General features: G+C 59.7%; 21 protein-coding genes and 1 pseudogene. 13 read left to right on the forward strand and 9 right to left on the reverse strand.

Going from position 1 to position 25,378, the window contains the following annotated elements; all coding sequences use genetic code 11:
• Positions 1–70 precede the first annotated feature (70 nt).
• Entirely contained in the window at positions 71–985 is a 915-nt protein-coding gene (locus HED64_RS00230; protein WP_168150167.1) for a MetQ/NlpA family ABC transporter substrate-binding protein, read from the forward strand.
• 83 nt (positions 986–1,068) lie between these two features.
• On the opposite strand, the gene HED64_RS00235 is transcribed toward HED64_RS00230, so the two are convergent.
• Positions 1,069–1,497 carry a DoxX family protein gene (locus HED64_RS00235; RefSeq protein WP_168150168.1) on the reverse strand — a complete coding sequence of 143 codons (429 nt, stop codon included), beginning with the start codon at positions 1,495–1,497 and terminating at the stop codon, positions 1,069–1,071.
• A gap of 344 nt (positions 1,498–1,841) precedes the next feature.
• On the opposite strand from HED64_RS00235, the gene HED64_RS00240 reads away from it, so the two are divergent.
• On the forward strand, positions 1,842–2,561 hold the full coding sequence (locus tag HED64_RS00240; protein WP_245325578.1) for a polysaccharide deacetylase family protein: 720 nt from the start codon (positions 1,842–1,844) through the stop codon (positions 2,559–2,561).
• Positions 2,562–2,675: 114 nt separating this feature from the next.
• Here HED64_RS00240 and HED64_RS00245 read toward each other — a convergent pair whose 3' ends face one another.
• From HED64_RS00245 to HED64_RS00255, 3 genes are all read right to left on the reverse strand, one after another.
• A complete protein-coding gene (locus HED64_RS00245; protein ID WP_342590614.1) occupies positions 2,676–3,197 on the reverse strand; it encodes a GNAT family N-acetyltransferase in 522 nt (173 codons plus the stop codon).
• 137 nt (positions 3,198–3,334) lie between these two features.
• Positions 3,335–4,093 carry an amino acid ABC transporter ATP-binding protein gene (locus tag HED64_RS00250; protein ID WP_132358897.1) on the reverse strand — a complete coding sequence of 253 codons (759 nt, stop codon included), beginning with the start codon at positions 4,091–4,093 and terminating at the stop codon, positions 3,335–3,337.
• Positions 4,090–5,559, reverse strand: coding sequence for an amino acid ABC transporter substrate-binding protein/permease (locus tag HED64_RS00255; RefSeq protein ID WP_425351762.1), 1,470 nt, complete (start codon positions 5,557–5,559; stop codon positions 4,090–4,092). Before HED64_RS00255 ends, HED64_RS00250 begins: the two co-directional genes overlap by 4 nt.
• Positions 5,560–6,109: 550 nt before the next feature.
• On the opposite strand from HED64_RS00255, the pseudogene HED64_RS00260 reads away from it, so the two are divergent.
• From HED64_RS00260 to HED64_RS00270, 3 genes and pseudogenes are all read left to right on the forward strand, one after another.
• A pseudogene (locus HED64_RS00260) lies at positions 6,110–7,733 on the forward strand (alkaline phosphatase D family protein).
• Positions 7,734–7,909: 176 nt separating this feature from the next.
• Positions 7,910–10,072 carry a S9 family peptidase gene (locus HED64_RS00265; protein ID WP_168150170.1) on the forward strand — a complete coding sequence of 721 codons (2,163 nt, stop codon included), beginning with the start codon at positions 7,910–7,912 and terminating at the stop codon, positions 10,070–10,072.
• Positions 10,069–11,103, forward strand: coding sequence for a GNAT family N-acetyltransferase (locus HED64_RS00270; RefSeq protein WP_245325579.1), 1,035 nt, complete (start codon positions 10,069–10,071; stop codon positions 11,101–11,103). The genes HED64_RS00265 and HED64_RS00270 overlap by 4 nt, the downstream gene beginning before the upstream one ends.
• Positions 11,104–11,187: 84 nt before the next feature.
• On the opposite strand, the gene HED64_RS00275 is transcribed toward HED64_RS00270, so the two are convergent.
• Positions 11,188–11,487 (reverse strand): hypothetical protein, encoded by a 300-nt coding sequence (locus HED64_RS00275; RefSeq protein WP_168150171.1) that lies wholly within the window; start codon positions 11,485–11,487, stop codon positions 11,188–11,190.
• A 323-nt stretch (positions 11,488–11,810) separates the two neighbouring features.
• Here HED64_RS00275 and paaI point away from each other — a divergent pair, with 323 nt between their 5' ends.
• The 4 genes from paaI (at position 11,811) to HED64_RS00295 (ending at position 15,147) form a co-directional block, all read left to right on the forward strand.
• On the forward strand, positions 11,811–12,269 hold the full coding sequence (gene paaI, locus HED64_RS00280) for a hydroxyphenylacetyl-CoA thioesterase PaaI (RefSeq protein WP_168150172.1): 459 nt from the start codon (positions 11,811–11,813) through the stop codon (positions 12,267–12,269).
• A gap of 37 nt (positions 12,270–12,306) precedes the next feature.
• Positions 12,307–13,626, forward strand: coding sequence for an AMP-binding protein (locus HED64_RS00285; protein ID WP_168150173.1), 1,320 nt, complete (start codon positions 12,307–12,309; stop codon positions 13,624–13,626).
• 110 nt (positions 13,627–13,736) lie between these two features.
• On the forward strand, positions 13,737–14,354 hold the full coding sequence (locus HED64_RS00290; protein WP_168150174.1) for a TetR/AcrR family transcriptional regulator: 618 nt from the start codon (positions 13,737–13,739) through the stop codon (positions 14,352–14,354).
• Positions 14,355–14,445: 91 nt separating this feature from the next.
• A complete protein-coding gene (locus tag HED64_RS00295) occupies positions 14,446–15,147 on the forward strand; it encodes a nicotinamide mononucleotide transporter (protein ID WP_168150175.1) in 702 nt (233 codons plus the stop codon).
• Positions 15,148–15,219: 72 nt separating this feature from the next.
• Here HED64_RS00295 and HED64_RS00300 read toward each other — a convergent pair whose 3' ends face one another.
• Positions 15,220–15,807: a GNAT family N-acetyltransferase gene (locus tag HED64_RS00300; RefSeq protein ID WP_168150176.1), complete on the reverse strand. Its 588-nt coding sequence runs from the start codon at positions 15,805–15,807 to the stop codon at positions 15,220–15,222.
• A gap of 350 nt (positions 15,808–16,157) precedes the next feature.
• Between HED64_RS00300 and HED64_RS00305 the strand changes: the two genes are divergently transcribed.
• From HED64_RS00305 to HED64_RS00315, 3 genes are all read left to right on the forward strand, one after another.
• Positions 16,158–17,834, forward strand: coding sequence for a thiamine pyrophosphate-dependent enzyme (locus HED64_RS00305; protein WP_168150177.1), 1,677 nt, complete (start codon positions 16,158–16,160; stop codon positions 17,832–17,834).
• Positions 17,835–18,442: 608 nt separating this feature from the next.
• Positions 18,443–19,993 carry a sensor histidine kinase gene (locus HED64_RS00310; RefSeq protein WP_245325580.1) on the forward strand — a complete coding sequence of 517 codons (1,551 nt, stop codon included), beginning with the start codon at positions 18,443–18,445 and terminating at the stop codon, positions 19,991–19,993.
• Complete coding sequence (locus HED64_RS00315; RefSeq protein WP_168150178.1) at positions 19,971–20,639, forward strand: response regulator transcription factor; 669 nt, start codon at positions 19,971–19,973, stop codon at positions 20,637–20,639. The genes HED64_RS00310 and HED64_RS00315 overlap by 23 nt, the downstream gene beginning before the upstream one ends.
• A 159-nt stretch (positions 20,640–20,798) precedes the next feature.
• On the opposite strand, the gene HED64_RS00320 is transcribed toward HED64_RS00315, so the two are convergent.
• Entirely contained in the window at positions 20,799–21,131 is a 333-nt protein-coding gene (locus tag HED64_RS00320) for a hypothetical protein (protein ID WP_168150179.1), read from the reverse strand.
• A gap of 98 nt (positions 21,132–21,229) precedes the next feature.
• Between HED64_RS00320 and HED64_RS00325 the strand changes: the two genes are divergently transcribed.
• Positions 21,230–21,667 carry a hypothetical protein gene (locus HED64_RS00325; protein ID WP_168150180.1) on the forward strand — a complete coding sequence of 146 codons (438 nt, stop codon included), beginning with the start codon at positions 21,230–21,232 and terminating at the stop codon, positions 21,665–21,667.
• Positions 21,668–21,736: 69 nt separating this feature from the next.
• Here HED64_RS00325 and HED64_RS00330 read toward each other — a convergent pair whose 3' ends face one another.
• Together HED64_RS00330 and paaZ are read right to left on the reverse strand one after the other, a co-directional pair.
• Positions 21,737–22,954 carry a phosphotransferase gene (locus tag HED64_RS00330; RefSeq protein WP_168150181.1) on the reverse strand — a complete coding sequence of 406 codons (1,218 nt, stop codon included), beginning with the start codon at positions 22,952–22,954 and terminating at the stop codon, positions 21,737–21,739.
• Between the two features lie 226 nt (positions 22,955–23,180).
• A complete protein-coding gene (paaZ, locus tag HED64_RS00335) occupies positions 23,181–25,307 on the reverse strand; it encodes a phenylacetic acid degradation bifunctional protein PaaZ (protein ID WP_168150182.1) in 2,127 nt (708 codons plus the stop codon).
• Between the last annotated feature and the right edge of the window lie 71 nt (positions 25,308–25,378).

Genomic DNA, 25,378 nt, shown 5'->3' on the forward strand with positions numbered 1-25,378 from the left:
CACCACGCACCTCACCAGCACCACGCACCACCGACACTCGCACCCGTTCACTCGAAAGGTCCATACCCTCATGAGCACCACCGATACGAAGACTGCCCCCAGCCCCGATGACCACGGCTTCACCATCAGTAAGAAAAAGAAATGGCCATGGGCCGTGGGAGCCGTTGCCGTGACGGCTGCCATCATCGCTACGGTGGCCATCAACGCCGGCTCCGGGACAAAATCGCCGAACAATGTTGCCGGCGCAACGCTGACCGTGGTCACTGCCGAAGGCAACCACGCCGAGCAGGCCTTGGTGAACTTTGTCGCCGAGGAAGTCGCCCCGAAATATGGCATCAAGGTTGCCTTCAAGGGTCTGGCCGACTCGACCACCTTGAACCGCGCCGTATCCACCGGCGAGGTCGCAGGAACCATTTACCAGCACAAATTGTGGCTCTCTCAGGTTCTCGAGGCCAATCCGGACTTCAAACTCACAGCCGCTGTTCCCGTCTTCCGCTGGGGCTTTGGCATCTGGAGCGAGAAGTACAAGACCGTTGAGGAAATTCCGAACGGGGCCACCATTTCGCTGTACTCGGATCCGGCGAACGAGGCACAAGGTTTGTGGTTGCTCGAGCGCGCTGGTCTGATCAAGCTGGCCGACGGCGTGGATAAGTGGAAGTCGACTCAGAAGGATATCGCCGAAAACCCGAAGAACATCAAGTTCAAGCTGCTCGACTTCGCTGCCCAGTCCCGCTCCCTTCCTGACTTGGATGCCACGGTTGGCTACACCGAGTACTACGTGGCAGCCAAGGTTCCGCTGGAACAGCAGATTTATGCACCGGCAGCACCGGACGAGTTTGCCGGCCAGCTGACCATCGGCAGCGAATTCCAGGACACCGAGAATGTGAAGAACCTTGTTAAGGCCTTCCAAGATCCGGCGGTTCAGGAATTCCTGCGCACCGACCCGGCCGTCAAGGATTTACTGATTCCCATCGACGCCAAGTAGGACTTCGCGGCACTTAACAGAACCCCCGTGGTCACCGGATTCAACCGGCGACCACGGGGGTTCTGTGTGTTTCGCTGTGGCGACTAGGCGGCGATGCGGCCCGGAATGAAGCGGTCCACAGAGAGGCGACCGGCACCGAGCAGTGCAACAACTGCAGCACCGGCGGCCAGAGCCAATACCAGCTCAAAGCCGCCGACCTCAACGAAGACACCGGCCGAGGCATGGACCAGGAAGAGCGCGCCAAGCATGTTTGCGGTGAGCAGGACGGCAAAGATGCGGGTGAGAACACCGAGGATTAGGGCGATACCACCAACGATTTCGAGTGTTGCCACTACCGGTGCCACCAGAGAGGCCGCCGGAACACCCATCTGGCCGAAGGCGGCCACGGTGCCGTCGAGGGTGAACTGGAAGTACTTCTGCCAGCCGTGGGCGGCAAAGAGGAAACCGATGACTACGCGCAGGATTGTCTGGGCGGCGGTGAGTAATGAGGCGTTTTTTGCTGCAGTGTCCATGAGAATTCCTTAAGAGCTATGTCGTCGCAACCAGATTCCGGGGAATGGCTCTGGCACGGCGGCGGGGAATCATCCCGTCCGCTGGTTCCTAATAACCATGCCACATATTTTGTTGAAACTTCAAGCGAAGGAAGTGATGTTGCTCCTTAGTGCTCGTCGATGCTCTTCATGCGAGCCATCTTTTGGCAATGAGAACTCGGCCTCATCTTCGTCGAAGAGGACCTCGATGGAGGAACTTCGCTGGTTAAGCAGGCACTATTGTCGACATGTCTTCCCGCTCCACACCGCTTCGCCTTTTTGCCGCGCTCTTCTGCCTTGTCCTAGTTTCGGGATGCGCTGCCCCCTTGAGCGAAAGGTGGCAGGGATACCCATTAGGTGCCTCGCCTGACAACGTAACAGATCAAGCCATCGCGTCGCCGACGGAGCAGAAAGACCCCATCCCCGACTGCAGTCAGGTCAAATGCGTTGCCCTGACCTTTGATGATGGACCGGGCACTTACACCGAATCGCTGCTGTCGATACTTGATCGGTACAACGCCAAAGTCACCTTTTTCCTCATCGGGAAAAGCGTCATAAAGTTTCCTCACATAGCTAAGGAAGAACTGACCGAGGGACATGAAATCGGCAACCACACCTGGTCTCACCAAAGCTTGAGCCAAGTTTCCACGTCCAGAGCAGAAACCGAACTGCAAAAAGCGGATGCGGCAATCAAGGAGGCCACGGGTGAGAACCCCACGTTGATTCGCCCACCGTATGGTGAGATTCCGGAAAGCCTGAAGGAATCGCTCAAGACTCCGATGGCACTGTGGAGCGTCGACACCATGGATTGGAAGACTCGCAACACCAAAAAGACGATCAAGGCCGCAGAATCAATCACCCCTGGCTCGATCGTCTTGATGCACGACATCCACAAGTCAACCGTCGACGCCATGCCGAAGATTCTGGCCGACCTAGCCGCCCAGGGATATCACTTCGTCACCGTCAGCCAACTTATTGGCGATCCCACATCTGGCGTCGCTTACGGAACCGGCCAGCACCCCGACTCGCAGCAAAAGTTGCAGTAAGGGACAAGCCAATCGTGCGTATTATGAGATCTTTTCCAGCTCCGATGATTGAGCACCAATTCAAATCAGTACGACGGCGCACAGTGGAAACACCTATTGCACACCGGTGCTGCGTCAGAGAGATTTTTTCATCTTTGTCGTCACGGTCTCATAGCCCATGGATTCATAGAGTCCCTTGGCCGCGTGATTAAATCCAAAGACACTGAGGCCAAGAGTGCTCGCACCTTGGGAACGCGCATAGGCCTCCGCTAGATCCATGGTTGCCCGGCCCCATCCCTTGCCTCGGTGCTGCGCATCTATGACGATGTCCCAGACCCACCATGAACGCGGGTCTTCGGAGCTGTCGGTTCCGACCCAGAGATAACCGACGCTAGCTCCCTCGTCTACGACATCAAACACGGCGTTATCCATAGTCGGTGCGTCCTCGGGAAACGCTGCTTCGAGACTCTCGTGCGCACGGCGGTGCGCTTCAAATGGGGTTTCGCCAGTAGCCACAAGATCGGCTTCGTACTCCTGGCAGCTTCGTTTGAGCCATACAGGAAATTGTTGGGAACTAATGGGGATGAGCTTAACGGTCATCTGCTCAGTCTGACATTGCGCCGCAGCGGCAACTAATACCACCAGTGCCTGCGCCACACTCCACCTCACCTAAGAGCGTTGATAGCTTCGCTGTCTTCATGGCCACCTCACCTCCACCACGCACAATGAGAAATGGCCACAACATCACCGAAGAAACCTTCTCTTCGGCAATGCTGCGGCCATAACTGGTGGCGCTAGAGAACCTTGGAGAGGAACTCCTGGGTGCGCTCCTGCTGCGGGTTGCCAAACAGCTCGGCCGGCGGGCCGGATTCGCAGACCACACCGCCATCCATGAAGATCACCCGGTCACCGATTTCCTTGGCGAAGCCCATTTCGTGCGTCACCAAAACCATGGTCATGCCCGAGGCCGCCAGGTCACGAATAACCTGAAGCACCTCGCCAACCATTTCCGGGTCAAGGGCGCTGGTGGCCTCGTCAAAGAGCATGATGCCCGGGTTCATGGCTAGCGCCCGGGCAATAGCCACACGCTGCTTCTGACCGCCGGAGAGCGACGCCGGACGGGCGTCGGCCTTCTCCTTCAAACCGACGCGCTCAAGGAGCGTCAGCGCCTGTTCCCGGGCCTCGGCCTTGGTAGCCTTCTTCAGCTCGACGGGAGCCAGCATGATGTTCTCCGCCACCGACATGTGCGGGAAGAGGTTGAAGTGCTGGAAGACCATACCCACGTGGCGACGAACTTCGTTGATGTCAACCTTCGGATCGGTCACGTCAAAGCCGTCGACGACCACGTGGCCAGCGGAGATTTCCTCGAGCTTGTTCAGGCAGCGTAGCAGCGTGGACTTGCCGGAACCCGAGGGACCGATCACACAGACAACTTCGCCTTCACTGATCTCAACGTCAATGCCCTTGAGAACCTCGTTGGTTCCGAAGGACTTGCGCAGCCCCTTGACGGTGATCTTTGCTGGCTTTTTCGTTTCAACTGGTGATGCGCTCACTTGTTGAACCTCCTGTCGACGTAGTTTGCCAGCTTGGTCAAGGCCATGATGGCAACGAAGTAAATGACGCCCACGATGAGCAGGGTCTCGGTGATACGGAAGTTTGCGGCGTAGATCTGCTGGCCCTGGTAAAGCAGCTCAGTGAATCCGATAGCCAGCAGCAAGGAGGAATCCTTGAGCATGATGATCAGCTGGTTGATCAGCGAAGGAGTCATCATCTTAAAGGCCTGCGGGACAACAACCTTCTGCATGGATTTGCCGTAACCCAGGCCCAGGGAGCGCGAGGCTTCCAGCTGTCCGGGATCCACCGACTGAATCGCTCCACGAACGATCTCCGCTACATAGGCACCGGAGTTCAGCGACAGCGTCAACACGCCAGCTACCCAGATGCTCATCGGCAGACCCGTCAACTGCGGAACACCGAAGTAGAACAGGAAGGCCCAGAGCAGCAGCGGTGTGCCACGGAAGATGTTCACAAACGTGGTGGAAATTCCGCGCACCACGATGTTATTGGAGAGTTTCATGAACCCTGCCAGCAGACCCAGAACCATCGCCACAGCGAAGGAAATTGCCGTCACCAGGATCGTGTGTCCCAGACCGTTCATCAACGCGGGGATCGAATTGCCCAGTCGTTCCCAGAAGTTGCTCGGGACAGCAGAAGCCGGATCGGCAAGGTACTTATCTAAAATCTTGTCGTATTCGCCGTTGGCCTTCAGCTTGGCCAGACCGTCATTAAACGCCGCCAGCAGGGCAGGATTCTGGCCCTTGTTCACGGCGAATCCATATGAACCGCCCGGAACCTTCTCGGTCACCGTGGTCAGCCCGTTGTTTTGCGAAACTCCGTAGGCGAGCACCGGGTAGTCATCGAATACCGCTACGGCGGAACCCGACTTCACAGATTCGGCCATGGTGGCCGACTGGTCAAGGGACTTGACCGTGAAGCCGTATTTGGCGGCAATCGATTTGGCGTAGGTTTCACCTTCCGAGCCGGTCTTGGCAACCACGGTCTTGCCCGCTAGGTCCTCATAACCCTTGATGGAGTCATCCGTCTTGGCGATGGCCATCTGGACACCCGACTCAAAGTACGGTTCGGAGAAATCGTAGATGGCTTTGCGATCATCGGTGATCGACATGCCAGCGATGACACCGTCAACCTGATTAGAGCTCAGGGCAGCCAGTGCCGCGCTGAACCCCAGAGACTTGATATCAACGCTGAAGCCTTGGTCCTTGGCGATGGCCTGCAGCAGATCCATATCAATACCAACGAGCTCGCCGTTAGCCCTGAACTCGAAGGGAGCGAAGGTGGTATCTGTGCCGATGACGAAGTTTTTGCCTTCGACGTTACTGTCTGAGGGCTGGGCCATTGCGGCGCCCGCGCCGCCGAGCAGCACAAACACACCAGCCAGCCCGGCAATCACCGCCCGAAGCAAGGCCCTTGGGGCCCGTGTCTTTCTGGACTCTGTCAAGGGTCGTTCATCTCCTTAGTGTGGGATCCGCCCACGTCCTGTGGCGGTGTTACAACGCTTCATAGCCTAGAGGCTCAGGCGTGGCGGCGATAGCATCTGACATGGCAGATCATGCGCTATCGCTTAGAGACCTTATCGCAGGGCTGAATCCACCTCCAACCTCCTGATAGCTCACAGCGCTTGGTACACCCGATCCATGACCCCAACAGGGGCTGAGAAGCCCCCTAATGGCTGCCCCACACAACACCAACCGACCGAAGATCTCGGGGTTGCCGGAGCGCGGACCGCGGCACTTCAAAGACCTTGGATCCTCACCGGCGTTTGCCCTATTCACCGGTAGCGTGTCTGCACATCCGGCGAGCGCGAGCCGTGGTTATCCCGTGCCTATCCCGGCTGCCCAGTCATGGAGGGGTAGCTCGAGCGCGGTGAACTAATCGGTGGGCAGCATCGCCTAGGCGCGGAGATCAATTGGTGCTGGGGCAAGGATCGCGGGGGCTGGTGTTCACCGGGCCGTTGATTTCTGGTCGCCGAGATGGGGTTTGCTCGGATTATGGATACTCCCACCTCACGCCGGACCCTGCTCAAGGGTGCTGCAGCTTTCTCTGCCCTCGCCGCCACCTCATTCTCGGTGCCCGCAGCATTCGCCGCTCCGCAATCGGGCGCCGGCTCACTGATTTCCCGGCGCCTGACGTTGCCCTCGGGCATCTCCACCGGGGATGTTTCCACTAACTCCGCCGTGCTGTGGTCTCGGGCCTCTGGTCAGGGCCGCCTGCACGCCATCCTGCGTGCAGCCGATCAACAGGGCAATCCGCTCAAAGGCCGATTTGCCCGCACGGTGAAGCTCTCGGGTTCCCAAGCACACGCAGGAACCGACTTCACCGCCAAGATCAACGCGCGCGGTTTGCCTGCGGGAACTCGCTTTGAGATGGAGCTGTTCTTTGAGGACGAATCCGGTCGTCGTGGGGAAAGTGGCCTGGGTTCCTTCATCACCGCCCCAGCGCAGGGCAAGGGACGGAAACAAGAGTCAGCGGCACAGAGTTTTGTCTGGACCGCCGATACCGCGGGCCAGGGGTACGGTATTAATGAGGAAATCGGTGGGATGCGCGGTTACCGCCGCTATGGCAGCCACCAAGCCCGACTTCTTCATCCATTCGGGTGACACCATCTACGCCGATGGGCCCATGTCGGCGGAAATGCGCGAGCCCGATGGCAATATCTGGCACAACGTGATGACCGAGGAAGTCTCCAAGGTGGCAGAAACGCTCAACGAATACCGTGGGCGCCATCGCTACAACATGATGGATGTTAATTTGCGTGCCATGTATGCGCAGGTACCGGTCATTGCGCAATGGGATGACCACGAGACGGTGAATAACTGGTACCCCGGGGAAATTATTGAGGACCCCCGTTATACAGTGCGTGAGGTGGATACGCTTGCTGCCCGCGGTCGGCAGGCCTGGCAGGAATATATGCCCATTGCCGATGCGCGTGCCCTGCGCCCGGGCACGGGCTTTGAAGCCGCACGCATCTACCGTCAGATCAAGCGCGGCCCGCATCTGGACGTTTTTGCCTTGGACATGCGCTCATACAAGGGGAAGAACACCGCAGGATTGGAGGCCACGGAGACGGCGCTGCTCGGTGAGGAACAGTTGGACTGGCTCATTTCCTCGCTGCGCACCTCGGATGCCACGTGGAAGGTCATCGGTAATGACCTGCCACTAGGGCTGATTGTCCCCGATGGGCAGGCACAAGAGTCGATCTCCAACGCGGAGAACGGTGCCCCGCTGGGTAGGGAGCTGGAACTGGCTCGATTGCTCGCTGCGATCAAGAAGTACGGGATCAAGAACGTGGTCTTCCTGACCGGAGACGTGCACTACTGCGCTGCCCATCACTACTCCCCGGAGCGGGCAGCCTTCACGGACTTCAATCCGTTCTGGGAATTTGTTGCAGGTCCCATCAATGCAGGTTCCTTCGGCCCTAATACGCTGGATGGCACATTCGGCCCCAGGGTCGAGTTCCAGCAGGCAGGTCCCCCGCTGGGTTCCCCGCGCTCCGGTGATCACCAGTACTTTGGTCATGTTGATGTTGCCGGGGATGGATCGGAGTTCACCGTGAAGCTGATCAACGCCAATGGAGCCGAGCAGTACACCAAGACGCTGACCCCGCAGCGCTAAGCTCCCCTCCCAGGTATTACCCGCACACCCCAGCTCAGCACGGCGGTCTCTCCGAAATACTCCGGAGGGCCGCCTTGCTGCGTTGGGAGCCCAGACGCGGCCCCGCGCCACATGATGTTGTCCGCGTTGGGCGAAGCCATGGGCGCATTCGCGTAGTTGTCCGATTGAATGGAACCATGAGCCACGTCGATTCCGTACCCGCTGCCCCGCAGACCCCCAAGATTCCTACCCTCAGGACTCACCATGGGGATACCTTCAGAGATGACTACGAATGGTTGCGTGAAAAGGAAGACCCCACGGTCGTTGCGCATCTTGAGGCGGAGAACGCCTACGCCGAGGCGGTGACGGCCGATCAGGCTCCCCTGCGCGAGGCGATCTTTGACGAGATCAAGGCTCGCACCGTAGAAACCGATCTTTCGGTTCCCGCCCGTAAGCGCGGCTGGTGGTACTTCACCCGCACCGCCGAAGGCTCGCAATACGCCATCCAATGCCGCGTCGCCGCCACCGATACCGGTGATCTAGAAGTGGACTGGACCCCACCGGCCATTGAGGCCGGAATCGAGATCGAGGGCGAACAGGTGCTCCTTGATGGAAACAAAGAGGCAGCGGGCAAACCCTTCTTCTCACTGGGCGGCATGGCCGTGAGCGAAGACGGCACGCTGCTGGCCTATGCACAGGACAATGCCGGGGATGAGCGTTTTACCCTGCGCATCAAGAACCTGACCACCGATGAACTGCTGACCGACGTAATCGAAAATGTGTTCTATGGTTTGGTGTTCTCCCCCGACGGGACGCGCGTCTACTACACCGTGGTGGATGACTCCTGGCGCCCCCACCAGATCAAGGCCCACACCTTGGGCACCGATCCGGACACCGACACCGTGATCTATCAGGAAGATGACCCGGGCATGTGGCTGGGCTTTGACCTCTCGGCCGACCGCACGGAGCTGCTGATTTCGATCGGTAACTCCGAATATTCCGAGACACTGACCCTCGATTTGCTCAACGAGTCGGCCCAACCCGTCATGCTCATTTCGCGTGAGCACAAGATCCTGCACACCGTGGATCCGGTGACCCTGAATGCCGAGCGCTGCTACGTCATTACCCATGACCGCGATGCGCTGAACAACATGGTCTCGCTGCTGCGCGCCGACCAACTGACTCTGCCCTATGCGCAGCAGCGCTGGGACACGGTGATTGAACATCGGGACACCGTCAAGGTGGAGGGCACCGCATCCACCGCCACCCACCTGATCATCGCCGTCCGCAAGGACACCACCGAACGCATCGCGATCCTCCCCTTGGCGAATCTGGGCACCCCGGAGCAGCAAGAACCGGTGGAACCCTCCTTCGACGAGGAGCTCTACACCGCCGGTCTGGCCAACGCCGAACTTGATGCGCCGATGATCCGCCTGTCCTACACCTCCGACTTCACCCCGGCGCGAGTGTATGACTACACGCTGGCCGACGGAACGCTGACCCTGCGCAAGCAGACCCAGGTGAATGACTACGATCCGAGCAATTACCTCGCGACCCGCGAATGGGCCAGTGCGTCCGACGGCACCAAGATTCCGCTCACCATCCTGCGCCGCAAGGATGTCACCAAAACAACGCCACAGCCGGTGCTGATTTACGGATACGGCAGCTACGAGGCATCGATGGATCCGGGCTTCGGCATCCCGCGGTTGTCCCTGTTGGACCGTGGCGTCGTCTTTGTCATCGCCCACGTACGCGGTGGCGGCGAGCTCGGCCGCGCCTGGTACCTGGATGGCAAAAAACTGACCAAGAAAAACACGTTCACCGACTTTGTCGACGCCACCACCTACCTCATCGATTCCGGTTGGGCCGATCCAGCGCGCATTGTTGCCCTGGGCGGATCGGCCGGCGGACTGTTGATGGGCGCGATCGCTAACCTCGCCCCACAGCTCTACTCCGGGATCATCGCCCAGGTCCCCTTTGTTGACGCACTGACCTCCATTCTGGATCCGGAGCTGCCACTCTCCGCCCTAGAGTGGGAGGAATGGGGCAATCCCATCGAAGATGCGGACGTTTACGCCTACATGAAGTCCTATAGCCCGTATGAGAACGTGGCCGCCCTGCCGTACCCGAAGATTGCCGCCGTCACCTCGCTGAACGACACCCGCGTGCTCTACGTCGAGCCGGCAAAATGGGTAGCAAAACTGCGCGAGGAAACCACCGGCACCGCCCCCATCGTGATGAAGATCGAGATGGATGGCGGGCACGGCGGTGCCTCGGGACGCTATGAAGGCTGGAAGACTCGCGCTTGGGACTACGCCTTCGCTCTTGACACCTTGGGTCTGAACTCCGAAGGCGCATGAGCACACCGCACATCAGCCGCGCCCGAAGCGCGGGGTTCACCACGAACCCCGCGTTCCGGGCATTGCTCACCGCGGCTTCGGATGCCACCGGCGCTGACCTCGACGCTCTTCTCGACGAGATCAAGGACTGGGACCTGCTCGTGGTACTCGATACGGCGGGAGAACCCTCCGCGCTGGCCGTGTACCGGCGGATCAATGCCTTCACGGTGGAAATCGAGTACCTCGCCGTGGCCCCGCAAGTGCGGCACCACGGGGTGGCCACCGCCCTAGTGCGCCGGATCCAAGAGAACGAAGCAGCCATGGTCCTCGCCCGCACCGACGACGACGCCATCGGCTTCTACCGGGCCACCGGCTTCCAGATCAGCGATTCGACATCCGATCCCCGCTGGTCAGCTCGCCGCCGCTACCTCTGCGTACTGCCCCACCTTCCCCTGCTACGTCACCCGCTGACAGATGACGGCCCCGTGGAGTGGATCCATGGGGAACCGGCGCCGGCGCCGGTATTGGTGCATCCCCCATCGGCTTCCTGGCCGCAGGACTTTGCCGCGCTCGCCGAACGCATCGGCCAAGCACTGGGGCCGCGGGCACTAGCCATTGAACATCTGGGGTCTACCTCGGTGCCGGGATTGCCGGCCAAGCCGGTGATCGATGTAGTGCTCAGCGTCGCGGACCCCGAGTCCGAGGCCGACTACGTTGACGCGTTGATCGCCGCTGGCTTCATCTTCCGGCTGCGTGAATCTGGTTGGTATGGTCACCGATTGTTTGTTGCCGGGCCCGGTGAGCAGGCGGCGAACATTCATATTTTTGCTATCGGATCCCCAGAGACTTCCAGGATGCGATTGTTCCGCGATTGGTTAACTACCCATGAAACCGACCGCGAGGCCTATGCGCGTATCAAGCTTGCCAGTGCCGCACTCATTAATGAGAGTGGCGGCGGGATGGGACTGGTGATGGACTATAACCGAGACAAGGAACCGTTTATCCGCGAGCTCTACCAACGGATCCTTCGGAATGACTCGAGCGAAGCCTAACCACCGGCGAAGTTGCGGCACGGGCCGGTCCCCACCAAAGCTCACCGGCTCCGCTGGGAACCTCATTTTTCTCCGGATCTATCGTTACTGGCGCGCCAACCGATGCGAGGCATCGACACTCGGCTTCATAGCCAACACGGTAGCTATCACGGCAATGCCGCCCCCAATCCAAGCCGTCATTGCGGGGATATTGGATCCGGCAAAATTGCCCAGCCACGGCAGCATAATCGCGATGCCCGCCGCCAAGAGTTGCCCAATTTCTATGCCATAGAGGTTGGGTCCGGCGAGGTTGATCATCCCGACCACAAATAGCAAGGCACCGGCGGTGATGAGCATCGGCACCGAATCCCCCATGGCGGTCGACCATAGTGGTGTTAACGCCATGATCAAGCCAACAACCACCACTGTCCAATCTTCCCAACGTCTCCAACCACGCATTGGTTTCAGCCCCTTTGAATTTCACGATGTGCTTCGCTAGTTTCAGTCTGCCGCCGCGGACTGCTCGCCGGTAGGGACTTTCGTCCCGACCGGTGAGCTCGATTCCGACGGTCACAACCAAGGATCGGGATTGGACACTCCGTGCTGTGCGGAGAAAGTAAGTCACGTCTTGTTCCCCGAAAATTCGGCATTGTGGATCCTTCGTCTTGACTTATCTCACATTTCAGGATTACCTAATGATCGTTCGGTAAATAAATGAGAGGTCTTCCATGAGCGACACTGGCATCGATGCACAGCTGATTCATCCCATCCTGCGTAACGACAATGCAGCCAAATGGTTGGGCATCGAGGTGCTGAAGGTTTCCGAGGGACGGGCCACCATCTCCATGACGTTGCGCCCCGAAATGCTTAACGGATTCGGGATCGCCCACGGCGGGATGATCTTTGCCCTCGCCGATACCGCCTTCGCCATGGCCTGCAACTCGCACCTCGGCTCGACCGACACCATCACCGTGGCTTCCGGCGTTGATATCAACTTCCTCAAGCCCGGGATCCCGGGCCGCACACTCACCGCCGTGGCAGAACGTCGCCAACAAACCGGACGCAGCGGCATCTATGACATCCAGGTCCTACAAAGCGTCCCTGAGGCCGACGACGAGGTGCTGGCAGAATTCCGCGGCCGTTCCCGCACCATTCCCAAGCCCTCCGCAGCCGCGCCAAAACTTTAAACTCTTCCCCTCCCCACCTCGCACGTAAGGTCACATGATGAACCAGCCATCCGCTCGGATCGAACTGCCTAACCCGTTAGATCCCGAAGAAACCATGAGCCGCGATCAGATCGAATCGATCCAGCTCACTCGCCTGCAGGACACGCTGGCCTATGCCTACGACCGCGTTCCGTTGTACAAGGAAAAGTACGACACCGCCGGCGTGCACCCGAGCGATTTGAAGGAACTGGCCGACCTTGCCAAGTTCCCCTTTACCGAAAAAGAAGACCTGCGCAAGACCTACCCGTTTGGCATGTTTGCCGTCCCACAGCACGAGGTAGCCCGCATTCACGCCTCCTCCGGCACCACGGGGCGAGCCACGGTGGTCGGATACACCCAACAGGATTTGGATGACTGGGCCAAGTTGGGCGCTCGCTGCCTGCGCATCGCCGGCGTTAAGCCCGGATGGAAGGTTCACAACGCCTACGGCTATGGCCTGTTCACCGGCGGTCTGGGGGCCCACGCTGCGGCCGAACGCCTTGGCACCACGGTGATCCCGATGTCCGGCGGACAGACCGAGAAACAAATCACGCTCATCCAGGACTTCGAACCCGACGCCATCTTGTGCACCCCGACCTATCTGCTGACGATCGGTGATGCGATGAAGCGCGCCGGACTAGATCCACGTAAAACCTCGTTGAAGACCGCCGTACTTGGCGCCGAACCCTGGACGCAGGAAATGCGTCACGAACTCGAGGTCATGTTCAACATCGACGCCTGCGACATCTACGGATTATCCGAAGTGATGGGCCCTGGCGTTGCCGGGGAATCAAATCAAACCAAGGACGGCAGCCACATCTGGGAGGATCACTTCCGCCCGGAGATCATTGACGCCTTTGACCCGACCAAGGTCCTGGGCGACGGGGAGCACGGTGAGCTGGTCTTCACCTCGCTCACCAAGCAAGCGCTGCCGATCATCCGCTACCGCACCCACGACCTCACGCGGTTGCTGCCCGGCTCCGCACGTCCTGGCCATCGCCGCATGGGACGCATCACCGGGCGCAGCGACGACATGATAATCCTGCGCGGGGTCAATCTCTTCCCCTCGCAGATCGAAGAGATCGCCCTGCGGATTGACGGCCTCTCCCCGCACTTCCAGTTGGAGATCACCCGCCCCGGGCGCATGGACCAACTTGCCGTGCGCATCGAGCGTCGCGAGGAATGCAGCACCGAGCGGGCCCAGGCAGCGGCCAAGGAACTTGCCGCTCAAATCAAGATCCATGTGGGTTCCTCCTGCGCCATCGACATCGTGGAGCCGGGCACACTCGCGCGGTCCTCGGGCAAGCTGCGCCGCATCTACGATCTGCGCAATAAGTAGCGCAGCGGACACCAACATGGGCGGGCGGGAGATGGGTCACCGTTTCCCGCCCCTTGGTTTCTCACCCATCGCCATTTTCCGACCGACCGATCGTGAGAGAATGAGCAATTATGACTGTCAGCGTTAATAACTCTTCACCGACCAAGCGGGGACGTCCCGGATACGACCAGGACTCCGTGCTCTCTATCGCCGTGGAGCTATTCAACAAGCATGGCTTTGATGCCACCTCGATGGGCAAGCTCGCGGAGAGCCTAGGCATCAGCAAGTCCGCTATCTACCACCACGTTCCCTCCAAGGGTGATCTGCTGCGCTTGGCCCTCGATGAGGCGTTGATTCCCTTAGAGGCCATCGCCGAGGACGAGCGCGCCACCGTTGGCACCGCGGAGGAGCGCCTGAAGTTCTTCCTCCGCTCCACGATTCAGGTCCTCGTTAAGCGCCAGAGGTACGTGACGCTGCTGCTTCGACTGCGTGGCAATACCGAGATTGAACGTGACGCCCTGGAACGTCGCCGCGCGGTGGACCGCCGGGTATCGGATCTTGTGGTCGAGGCCCAGCAAGAGGGCTCCCTGCGAAGCGACATCGACGCACGCACCACCACGCGCCTGCTCTTTGGCACCATCAACTCGCTGGTCGAGTGGTTCAGAGAAGATGGAAACGTCACGGCCGAACAGGTCGAAGAGCACGCCATCACCATGATGTTCGATGGCTTACACAGGAACACGAAATAGGGTACGTCTCAGCAAGTCGCGCTACGATCAGTAGCTGAGGCAGCACAACGCACCCCCACCGTTTTTCTTTGTGAATAGGCAGTCATTCTTCGTGGACGTAATTTTTTACAATCTTTTTTCTCAGGCACCCGGGACCGATTCAGGCACCCAGGTAGCACTCTTTGCGATTTCGACCCTGCTCAGCTGCATTGCTCTGGTGGTACTGGCCAGAGGCAATGATCTCGGCTGGTGGGCCCAGATTCTGGCGATCTTCGCCGGCCCATTGGTGATCGCGCTGCAGTACGAAGCCTCATTACTCTTCTACGCGGTGCCGGCGTTGCTCGCTGCGGCCTTTGGTCTCTGGCGGTTCTCCCGCTTTGATGCGGCGGGGAAGTTTGGACGCAAGGTCCTCGTCCAAGGATTCAGCATCAAGTCGCTGCTGATCGGCCTGGCCCTCGTCGTCATCTTCACCGCCCTGCGTATGGGCCGCATGCTGACCGAAGGATTCATCTTCGGCGACGGAAACGCTTCGATCTGGATGTCGTTTATCGCCGAGGCAACTCTGGTGGTTGCCTTCATCGGCATCGCCTGCGGATACCGCTGGGCATGGTTGGCTGCCACCGTAGCTGGCATTGTTTATGTCTCAGTGCTCTTCGGCAACAATCCGGCGCTCGCACTGCTGGGACTGAACGTCTTCCAGGCATTGGTCGGCATCTACGGTTGGATTTCCTGGCGCTCCCTGCCCGTGGCCGGCAGCGCGGATAATACCGCCGCCGCAGACGCGAAGTACCCGCCGAGCCCGTACTCCGCTTAGCCAAGAACCTCGGCCACAACGTCGAATCTAGGGACTCCAGCCTTTGGCGCTGGGATCCCTTGTTGTATGTCGCTACACTGGCACGTTCACGATCTCGAGCGCGGTGATCTTCGGTGCTGGATCGGTACGTAGTCGTGCGAGCGTTTGCACGTCAAAGCGCACGGGCTCCCCCATTTCATTGAGGTACATGAGCTTTTCTCGCTCCAGCCCTTCAACGAGGAAGCCGGCCGTCAGCGCCACCCTCCCCGACGCAGGGTTGTTGGTGCGGTGAGCCAATTCCAGACGGTGCAGGCCTAAGGTCCCGAAGCAATGCTCGGCCAACGTCGCTAGCGCCGCCGAAGCCAGACCTTTTCCTCGCCCACGAGGTGAGACCCAATAAGAGATCCAGGCAGTTTGATGACGCCGATCAATGGCACCGGCCATGACATGGCCGAATGCCGTTCCGCCACAGTCGATGGCAAAGGCCACCACGTGGGAGCTATCGGGTTCGAGCCAGGGTGCCAGCCAACGTCTGGCCGCATTCTCACCATTGATGGGTTCTGCGGCCTGGGCAGCCATGTCATCAGCCTCAAAGGCGGTGATGACTGCATCAATGTCGGCGTCCGAGTCTGTCCAGGGCCGCAAGCGGGCACCTGTTGCGGGTTTCTCTTCCTTGCTCATGAAACCACCCTAGCCGCGGGATTTTTGCCGCGGCCTCCTCACTCATGCTCAACCACGCCGACCGGCTACAAATCAGGCCACACCCCGGCGTGTTCGCTGCTGAAAGTCGCACCGGGGCAACCATGCCCGGGTGCGGGCAAGCAAATCGGGGTATTTCGCGATGAAAACAAGTCATTGTGATCAACGACCCAATATGACAGAAGCGTTTCGTCCCATAATGCAGGCTTGTGGCGCGCATCATGTACATTTGCTGAAACTTGAGAATTCGTTCGACAGTGTGCGGCACAACGTAGTACCGCCCACTGCAACACTTGTCCCGCACTCCACGGAGACAGCAAGGAGCACACGCCATGAGCGCCCAAACGCTAGAAGTACAGACCGACGCCCAGAACACGGCCAATAAATCAGCTGGTCACATCATTGTGGACACCCTGGTGGCCCACGGTGTGGAACGCACCTATGTCATTCCGGGTGAAAGCTACCTCGAGGTTCTCGATGGGCTGCACCAGTCCCCCATCGAAACCATCGTCTGCCGCCACGAGGGCGGGGCCGCCTACATGGCCGAGGCAGACGGCAAGATGCACCAGCGCCCCGGCATCGCCATGGTGACCCGCGGACCCGGCGCGGCCAACGCCCACGTAGGTCTGCACACCGCATGGCAGGACTCGACGCCGATGGTGCTCTTTGTCGGCCTGATCCCCTTCGCCCACCGTGACCGCGAGGCCTTCCAGGAATTCGACATCAAGGGCTGGTTTGATACCGGCGCCAAGCGCGTGATGGTCCTTGACCACCCGGAACGCGCCTCGGAGATTGTTGCCGAAGCGATGTTCGCCGCCATGAGCGGTCGCCCGGGCCCCGTCGTTGTTGGCCTCCCCGAAGACATTATTCGCGAAATGGTCGACCCCGCCTTGCACCCGGTCATCCCGGTGGCCACCGGCGGCATGACGGTTACCGACTGGAAGCAGCTCAAGGCAGCCCTGGAAGAATCCACCAAGCCGCTGTTTGTTCTGGGTGGCAACGACTGGACCCAGGAAGGCACCACCGCTCTGACCTCGTGGCTCGAAGAGCACCACTTGCCCGCAGCCGTCGAGTGGCGTTGCGAAGGAACCATCCCCTTCAGCTCCCCGTCCTATGTTGGCCCGATCGGCTATGGCCGCCCGAAGCCCACCTATGACCTGCTCGAGGAAACCGACCTGTTGGTCTTCGTGGGCACCGTCCCGGGCGACGTTATCACCGATGGATTCCTTGTCCGCCAGGACTGGACTAAGAAGAACTTCCTAGTCACCATCGACCCGTCCCTGCGCGGTCGTTCGGGCCCGGTTTCACACCAGATCGTTTCCAAGCCCGACGTCTTCGTGCGTGATCTGGTCATGATGGACCTGGCTGACAAGCCGGAATGGAAGTCCTTCACCGATCGCATGCGCGGCGAGCAGGAAAAGTTTGCCGTTTTGCCCTCCGCCACTCCCACCGATGGCCAGGCACGCATGGACACCATGATGGCCAACCTAGTGGCCGGCCTGCCGCACGACGCCATGATCACCTTGGGTGCCGGCGAGCACACGAACTGGGCGCACCGCTACTTCCCCACCGAGGTCTACGCGGCCATGATTTCTGCACGTAACGGTTCCATGGGTTACTCGGTGCCCTCGGCCATTGCCGCTTCACTGAACTTCCCGGGCCGCCGCGTGGTCACGATTGCCGGCGATGGCGAGTTCCTCATGAACGGCCAGGAATTGGCCACCGCGGCGCAGTATGGTGCCACCCCGCTGGTCATCGTGATGGACAACCAGGAGTACGGAACCATCCGTACTCACCAGGAACGCCACTACCCCGATCGTGTTTCCGGCACTCAGCTTAAGAACCCCGACTTCGCCCTGATGGCCCAGGCCTTTGGCGGATTCGGCGTGCGCGTCGAGAAAGACAGCGACGTCCCGGCAGCACTGCAGGCAGCCCTCGAAGCCATTGATGAGAAGGGCCAGTTCGCGCTCATCCACCTGATCGTGGAACAGCGCGTCAAGGCCTATTAGGCCAGCTGCGCTCCTTTCGCGGAGGCCCACCTCCCCCACCGATTTCATTGAAAGCGGGCTGGGTGAGGTGGGCCTCCGCGTTTTTCTCTCACGATGCTCCTGATCGGAGATTCGGCGTCTTCCCGCCCTCGATAAATTGCTCGATGATCTGGGCCTCTTGGTCTGCCCGCACCCCAGAACTTGGCTTCTCATGTGGGTCTCATCAATATCGGCAATACTGGTTGTCATGGGATTGGGAAGATGGGGCAAGTGGGCGGCCGGATTGGCTGCCCTTTTGGTGTTGGGGTTTACCGCCTTTTGGGTATCCTCCGAATTATCCAATCCGCCGTCGGTAAATCTGGGGCCCGCGATCACGCTCGAGCCTGGCACGGCTACGGCCAGCCCAACGCCTTTGCCGACCACGGCCTCGCCCTCATCGACTAAGCCCAGCCCATCACCGTCGAGCAGCTCAGCCGCTCCCTCAACCTCCGCCGCGCCCGAGACCACCTCGAAGCCACAGTCCACCCCCGCGCCTCAGACCACTTCCAAGCCGAAGTCCACACCCTTGCCGACCAAGCGGGCACCGGTAAAACCGCTTCCGCCCTCCGACGCGGACGACGATGATGACGATGACGGCGATGACGATGACGACGGGGATGACGCTGATGATTAGCCTCAAGAATCCCGTTAAGTTGCTGTCCGCTACAGATAAAAAGGTACGGACCCCGCGCCGCGGATTCTCTGTGCGCGCCCGTGTTTTGGCCGGCATGCTCGGGTTAATCACGCTGGCCTTCGCCGTCACCGGAACGGTGGTCTACCTCTTGCAGGTTAGCTCCATGGATGCTCGTATTGACGACTCACTCAAGCGCAGCGTGCAAGAATTCCAGGTCTTGACCGATCGAAGCAGCCAGATGGCGACAACCGTCGAACCGCTCACGGCCGAGGCACTCCTGTATGCCGCAATGCAACAGACCTTGCCCGCGAAAAATGAGGGAATGCTGAGTCTGCTTAACGGTTCGGTGCGCTGGACAGCCCCCGAGATTGTGAAGATGCGTCCGGAAAATGACCCGGGGTTCATCGACTGGGCAGTGCATCAGGCCCCAACCGACCGCGTGATGCTTCAGACGGTGCCGACCAGTCAATCCATCTATCGGGTGGTGAGCATTCCGCTATCCCTTGAACGCGATCAATCGACTCCACACTTGTTCTTTGCCTACGATTACACGGCCGAAAAGCGCGCTTTGAATCAGGGCTTCATGATGTACCTGCTGGTCGGGCTCGTCATTCTGCTGGGAGCCGGAGCCGTCGGCTGGCTACTGGTTGGCCGCCTCTTGCGCCCCGTTACGCTATTGCGCGACACCGCCCGGCAGATCTCCGAATCCGATCTGTCCCAACGCATCGAAGTGGTTGGCCGGGATGATTTGGCTGAGCTCACGATCACCGTCAACGCCATGCTGGACCGCGTTCAAAACGCGATGATGTCCAAACGCCAGCTCCTGGACGATGTTGGCCACGAGCTCCGAACACCCGTCACCGTGATCCAGGGTCATTTAGAACTGATGGATGTTAATGACCCCCATGATGTTGGCCAGGCACGTGAGATCGCGATGGCGGAACTGGACAGAATGTCTTTCCTCATCAATGATCTGGTCACCCTCGCCACCTCCAACAGCGACGGCTTTGTCCAGCTCGCACCCACCAATGTCGGAACCCTGCTCGATGACTTACTGGACAAGGCCCGGACGCTTGGTCAGCGCAATTGGCGCATCGGAAACAGGGTGGAAGCCACCGCCGATCTTGATGCCCAGCGCATCACCCAAGCGATGCTTCAGCTGTGTTCCAACGCGGTGAAATTCTCCGCCGTCGGGTCCACAATTACCTTCGGAACTAACATCGCCACCGAGCAGCACAACGGATCGGTACTGCGTTTCTGGGTACGCGACGAGGGAATCGGCATAGATGCATCCGACCAAGATCGCATCTTCGAACGGTTCGGGCGCGGTCAGAATTCCAAACGAACCGAAGGTTCCGGCCTGGGTTTGAACATTGTCTCGGCCATTGCCGAAGCTCACCGTGGAACCGTTGGGGTCAGCTCCGATGTCGGCATCGGTTCAACATTCGTCATAGAGATCCCCACAACACCGCAGAAAGAAGAAGATGAGCCGAATACTGATCATTGAGGACGAAAGTCGGATTAGCTCCTTTGTTGCCAAGGGACTCAAGGCTGCCGGCTATATACCGACAGTGGCCGACACGGGCAAGGAGGGTGGCTATCTAGCCCAAATTGGCGACTTCGAACTTATCATCCTTGATATCGGGCTGCCCGACGAGGACGGATTCTCCGTCCTGTCACGCATTCGAAGCACCAACGTTGACACCCCTGTCATCATCCTGACTGCCCGTTCGAGCATCGAGGACACCGTGGCTGGGCTCGAAGGTGGAGCGGATGACTACATGGCTAAGCCATTCCGCTTCGAAGAACTCTTGGCCAGGGTCCGCCTGCGGTTACGTCCGCAGGCCACTGCCATGGAAGACCAAGTGATACGAGTGGGACCACTGGAACTTGATTGTGGCAGCCGCCGCACCCGCTTGAACGGTCATGAGATTGACCTCTCCGCCAGGGAATTCGGTCTGGCCGAGGCATTCATGCGGAACCCGGGCCAAGTCCTCAGCCGTGAGCAGCTGCTCTCCCGTGTGTGGGGCTACGACTTTGACCCCGGATCAAACGTCGTGGACGTTTACGTGCGCTATCTGCGCAACAAATTGGGCGCAGAATGGTTCACCACAGTTCGGGGTATGGGTTATCGTTTCGAGGACCCCTCCTAAAAAGGCTCCTCATCCCGATGGCATGATCCCCTGACCACCGACGTATCATCCCAAAATAGCGACCGCGACGACCAAATATGGTTGTTGGGTCATCGTGCCAGCAATTGAATTATCTCGAGAATGATGTCTTGCGCAAACGGCAGATCGATGACAAATTAGTCAATCTTGCGGAGCCCGATCGTCAAGGCTTTCACGCAACATTTGCGTGTTTCTTGAGGAGTATTTCAGCCGCTCAAAGAAGCCAAGACCTTCAAGTAGTGGATGCCCTTTCCATAAAATTCCTGGAGCTACGAGCGCGCCGGTAATCCCTGAAATTCCAAACAACGTCGACTGGTTTGAATTCAGTGCAGGAATAAGGTTGATGAAGTAGATGCACGCCAGCATAACCACCGTTGCTGCGATCATCGGCACTAAGCGGAATTTGGGGATCTGAGTGCTAACCCAGAGCATGCCAACGGACAGCCCAACGATTATTATCAAGGCGTAGCTCATGCAGTCACCCTACCCTTTGGCATGCTCGGCAATCCGCTAAATAGTTCCGGGCCATCCGATCACACGCGTCAGGCCGGAGTCCGCTGCTCACCTTTGGCGTGTACGTCCTTGCCTCTAGTCGCTATGCAGCGCTTGCTGCAGACGGGGCTGATACCGGCGAAACAGGTGACTGTGCAGAAACGGGCGACACCGGCGAAACAGGTGACTGTGCAGAAACGGGCGACACCGGCGAAACTGCTGACTTTGCAGAAACGGGCGACACCGCAGTCTGGGCCGACACCGGAGACGTCGCTGATTTCGCAGACACGGCCGACGGTGCAGAAGTTTCCGCCGCGGCGGTCATTTGTCCTGAGGCCGAGGAATTCTGCTGTATTGACTGCTCTTGGACAACCACCGACTCTTTGACGGGAACAGCTGGCTGGGCGACGGCGGCACCGGCTCCGATGGCAACTACGCCCAGCGCTCCGGTAATGGACCAAAATGTGCGTGACTTCTTCATGGTGTCTAACCCTTCATTCGTGGCGATGTTCTTATGATGTTTCCATCATGGCCAATGAAGATGAGGTGAAAGGGAGAGCCGAATGAGAAGCTTCTCATCTTTCTCGCTAGCTGGCCCGAACCAAGAATTCCTCGGCTAGTTTCAAGCGATCCATGGCTACGTCGTGCCAGTCGGGATTCGTTTCATCACGGGCGCCTGCCACGAGGGACAAGACCACGCACCCCGCCCGGGCATACAACCCCTGCGCTGCTACGCCACGTGATTCCAGCTCCCGCCCAAAGAATTGGGCATAGCGCTCCAGGTAATCGTCCACCCGCTTGTATCGCGCGTCCAAGCTGGGCAGCACCGCCAGATGACCGAGGAAGCAGGCCAGATCATCAACGAGATAGCCGGGACCTGCTGAGTCGATGTCCAAGAGCCCCGAAATCTGTCCGCTCGTGACAAAGATATTGGCCTCATAAAAGTCCCCATGGCTGGGCACTAATTTCCCGCGGTTTGCGGTTTTTAGGACCATGGCCAGTTCTTGGCTCAGGGCACCGATGCGCGCCGCCTGATCGGGCACGGCGGTTTGCGCAGCATGGCCGTACCAATCCATGCGGTCGGACCAAGCCGGCCGAGCGGGAAATTCCATGAGTGCTTCCGGTAGTGAGTCAAGGAGCTCGATGATGTGTTGCGGGTCTAACGACAGGTCGGCTGCTGCCATCAGGTCTTCGGCCAGCGGCACCCCGTTAGCCCGATGAAAAGCCACAACGCCCTGCACCGGCGGCCCAGCGGGTCGAGATGCCGGGATTCCAGCACGCAGTAGTGTCAGGTGCTTGTCGTAGAGAAGCTGTGCGTCCTTGCGCAGGACCTTGAGAAACAGGTCGTCTCCGTCATCGAAGTGCGCCAGCAGGACCGCACGGCGCAGCGGGCGGTAGGCCAAGGTCTGCAGCTTCGACAGGGACTGGCCGTTACCCCAGTTCGCTTCGACGAGTTCGGGGGTAGTGGCCAGCGCCAGACCCGGCAGCAGCGGGTCTGCCGGATGCAACCAGATGATGACGGTTCCCCGTCCGCTGTCCAGTTGTACGGTGCCGGCGGGTACGGAGCTGAGGGCTTCTGCGGTAGCCCCAAGATAGAGATTTGTTGAGCCGTTGGTGGCTGTGAAGACCCCCGATACCCCGGCTCCGGGCCGGTGGTGTAGCTCCGCGAGGGTGACGGTGGCTTCGTCGAGGCCCATGGGACGGACCACGTCGGTCAAGATTTCGGTGAATTCGACGGATTCGAAGAAGTCGATCTGCTCGCGTTCTGTCCACGAGGTAGCTTCGTGAAGCGCTTGTGAATTCATTAACCCTCGTTCCTGGTGCCAACGGTCGGTTCGCTCGGTTCGCGGACCGTGTGCATTCGTGTTCTCTGTCGTTACCCTCTCACATCCGACACACCCGCGGACACGGCGAGCAGTGTGGGCGCGTCACGATGGCTGATGGGAACAACAAAGGCTGGCCGCGCGCACTCCAGAGGGGTGCTGGCGGCCAGCCACTGTTGTTGTCCGGCGAGGTGAGGCAGCCAGGTGCCTAGGCCCAGTTGGCGTAGGTGGTGTTTTCCTTTTCCACGAGAGTCAACACATCATAGGTAGCCACGATCTCGCCGTCTTGGTTGTTGATCACGGCATCCCAGGCAACCTCTCCGTATTCGTCGGTGACGCGCGGGGTGATCTTCTTGGCCGTTAGCGTGACTCGGATGGAGTCGCCATCCGGCACCGGGGTGATGAAGCGCAGGTTCTCCAGGCCGTAGTTGGCCAGCACGGGTCCCGGTGCTGGCTGGACAAAGAGTCCCGCCGCCCACGAGACCAAGAGGTATCCGTGCGCCACGATGCCCGGGAAGAACGGGTTGGCTTCAGCGGCGGCACGGTCGGTATGCGCGTAAAAAGTGTCTCCGGTTTCGTTGGCAAATGCGGTGATTTCTTCGAGGCTGACCACACGCAGCGGCGAGGCGAAGGCATCTCCGATCCGTAGTTCGGCCAACGACTTACGGAAGGGGTGAATGGCCCCTTCCACGGCGCCAAACGCAGCATCCCCAGCGATCACGCGGTCGGCACCGGTGTGCCAGATACCGGTGACGGCGGTAAGCATGTTGGGCGAGCCTTGGATGGCGGTGCGCTGCATGTGGTGCTTGACCGAGCGGATGCCGCCGAGTTCCTCGCCGCCGCCGGCGCGACCCGGTCCACCATGAACCAGATGCGGAACCGGGGAGCCATGGCCGGTGGAGCTGCGCGCGGTTTCACGGTTAAGCATGTGGACACGGCCGTGGTGCGAGGCAATGCCGGTGGTGAGGACGCGCGCAGTATCGGGATCATTGGTGCACACGGTGGCCACTAGCGATCCCGAGCCCTTGGCGGCCAAGCGGATGGCGTCCTCGAGGTCCGAATAACCAATGACAGAGGACACCGGTCCGAATGCTTCGAGGCTGTGTACCGCTTCGTTTTCGACGTCGTCCCAGGTCAACAGCAGTGGAGACATGAACGCTCCCGCATCAACCGTTTTTTCCTCGCCGTGCGTGGTGCGGACCACCGGGGCGTCGAGTGTGCCGTAGGCGATTTCGCCGCCTGCTGCGATCATGGCTTCGACTGCGGCTCGCACGTCTCGCAACTGCTCCAATGATGCCAAGGCGCCCATGGTGACGCCTTCGGCGCGCGGATCACCAATGACTACGCGCTCGTTGAGGCGATCGCCCACCGCCTTGACCACATCGTCAACCAGCGCAGCTGGCACAATGTTGCGGCGGATGGCCGTGCACTTCTGACCGGCCTTGGAGGTCATCTCCGTGGTGACGGCCTTAACGAAAGCGTCGAATTCCGGGGTGCCCAGCACCGCGTCGGGACCCAAGATAGCGGCATTAAGCGAGTCCGTTTCGGCGGTGAAGCGCACTCCCCCATTAATGACGTTGGTGTGGGATTTTAATGCGGAGGCGGTGGAGGCGGAACCGGTGAACGAGAGCATGTCGCGGTAGTCCAGCACGTCAAGCAGGGTGCGGGCGGATCCGGAGATTAGTTGGAGCGAGCCCTCGGGCAGGATTCCTGACTCAACGATCAGGCGCACGGCGGCCTCGGCGACATAGCCGGTGGGTGTGGCTGGCTTGGCAATGGTCGGCACTCCGGCGATAAAGGCGGGTGCGAACTTCTCGAGCATGCCCCAGACCGGGAAGTTGAATGCATTAATTTGGGCCGCGACCCCGGGGATGCGGGTGTAGATGTGTTCGCCGGCGAAGGATCCGTCGCGGGAGAGCACCTCCATGGGCCCGTCGAGGATGACGTTGGAGTTTGGCAGTTCGCGTCGCCCCTTGGAGGAGAAGGTGAACAGCACGCCGATGCCGCCGTCGATGTCGACCATCGAGTCAAATTTGGTGGCGCCGGTTTGGTAGGAGAGTATATAGAGCTCTTCGCGGCGTTCGTTGAGGAACTGCGCCAACTCCTTGAGCTTTAGTGCTCGTTCGTGCAGGCTGAGTTTGCCCAGTTCGCGCTGGCCGACGGTGCGACCATAGTCAACAACTGCCGCCAAATCAAGCCCGTCGCTGTTGACCGTGACCAGTTCCGATCCGGTGTTGGCGTCAAGTACAGCGGTGCCGCCGGTGATCTCGGCGGGGGTCCACCACGAGTTTTGGATGAAGCTGGGAACCAGTGGAGCCATGGGAGTTGTCGTCATCGACGAAATCCTTCCTGAACGATCGGTCAGTATTAGCAACCACAGTACAGTATGAGTTGAAACACCACGAG

It is taken from the genome of Paeniglutamicibacter terrestris (assembly GCF_012271785.1).
Classification (GTDB): Bacteria; Actinomycetota; Actinomycetes; order Actinomycetales; family Micrococcaceae; genus Paeniglutamicibacter; species Paeniglutamicibacter terrestris.

Bases quoted from the DNA above. Each gene is read 5' to 3' on its own strand.
- HED64_RS00230 (WP_168150167.1), top strand. From the start codon at position 71: ATGAGCACCACCGATACGAAGACTGCCCCCAGCCCCGATGACCACGGC.
- HED64_RS00235 (WP_168150168.1), bottom strand. From the start codon at position 1,497: ATGGACACTGCAGCAAAAAACGCCTCATTACTCACCGCCGCCCAGACA.
- HED64_RS00265 (WP_168150170.1), top strand. From the start codon at position 7,910: ATGAGCCACGTCGATTCCGTACCCGCTGCCCCGCAGACCCCCAAGATT.
- HED64_RS00270 (WP_245325579.1), top strand. From the start codon at position 10,069: ATGAGCACACCGCACATCAGCCGCGCCCGAAGCGCGGGGTTCACCACG.
- HED64_RS00275 (WP_168150171.1), bottom strand. From the start codon at position 11,487: ATGGCGTTAACACCACTATGGTCGACCGCCATGGGGGATTCGGTGCCG.
- paaI (WP_168150172.1), top strand. From the start codon at position 11,811: ATGAGCGACACTGGCATCGATGCACAGCTGATTCATCCCATCCTGCGT.
- HED64_RS00285 (WP_168150173.1), top strand. From the start codon at position 12,307: ATGAACCAGCCATCCGCTCGGATCGAACTGCCTAACCCGTTAGATCCC.
- HED64_RS00290 (WP_168150174.1), top strand. From the start codon at position 13,737: ATGACTGTCAGCGTTAATAACTCTTCACCGACCAAGCGGGGACGTCCC.
- HED64_RS00300 (WP_168150176.1), bottom strand. From the start codon at position 15,807: ATGAGCAAGGAAGAGAAACCCGCAACAGGTGCCCGCTTGCGGCCCTGG.
- HED64_RS00305 (WP_168150177.1), top strand. From the start codon at position 16,158: ATGAGCGCCCAAACGCTAGAAGTACAGACCGACGCCCAGAACACGGCC.
- HED64_RS00310 (WP_245325580.1), top strand. From the start codon at position 18,443: ATGACGGCGATGACGATGACGACGGGGATGACGCTGATGATTAGCCTC.
- HED64_RS00315 (WP_168150178.1), top strand. From the start codon at position 19,971: ATGAGCCGAATACTGATCATTGAGGACGAAAGTCGGATTAGCTCCTTT.
- HED64_RS00320 (WP_168150179.1), bottom strand. From the start codon at position 21,131: ATGAGCTACGCCTTGATAATAATCGTTGGGCTGTCCGTTGGCATGCTC.
- HED64_RS00330 (WP_168150181.1), bottom strand. From the start codon at position 22,954: ATGAATTCACAAGCGCTTCACGAAGCTACCTCGTGGACAGAACGCGAG.
- paaZ (WP_168150182.1), bottom strand. From the start codon at position 25,307: ATGACGACAACTCCCATGGCTCCACTGGTTCCCAGCTTCATCCAAAAC.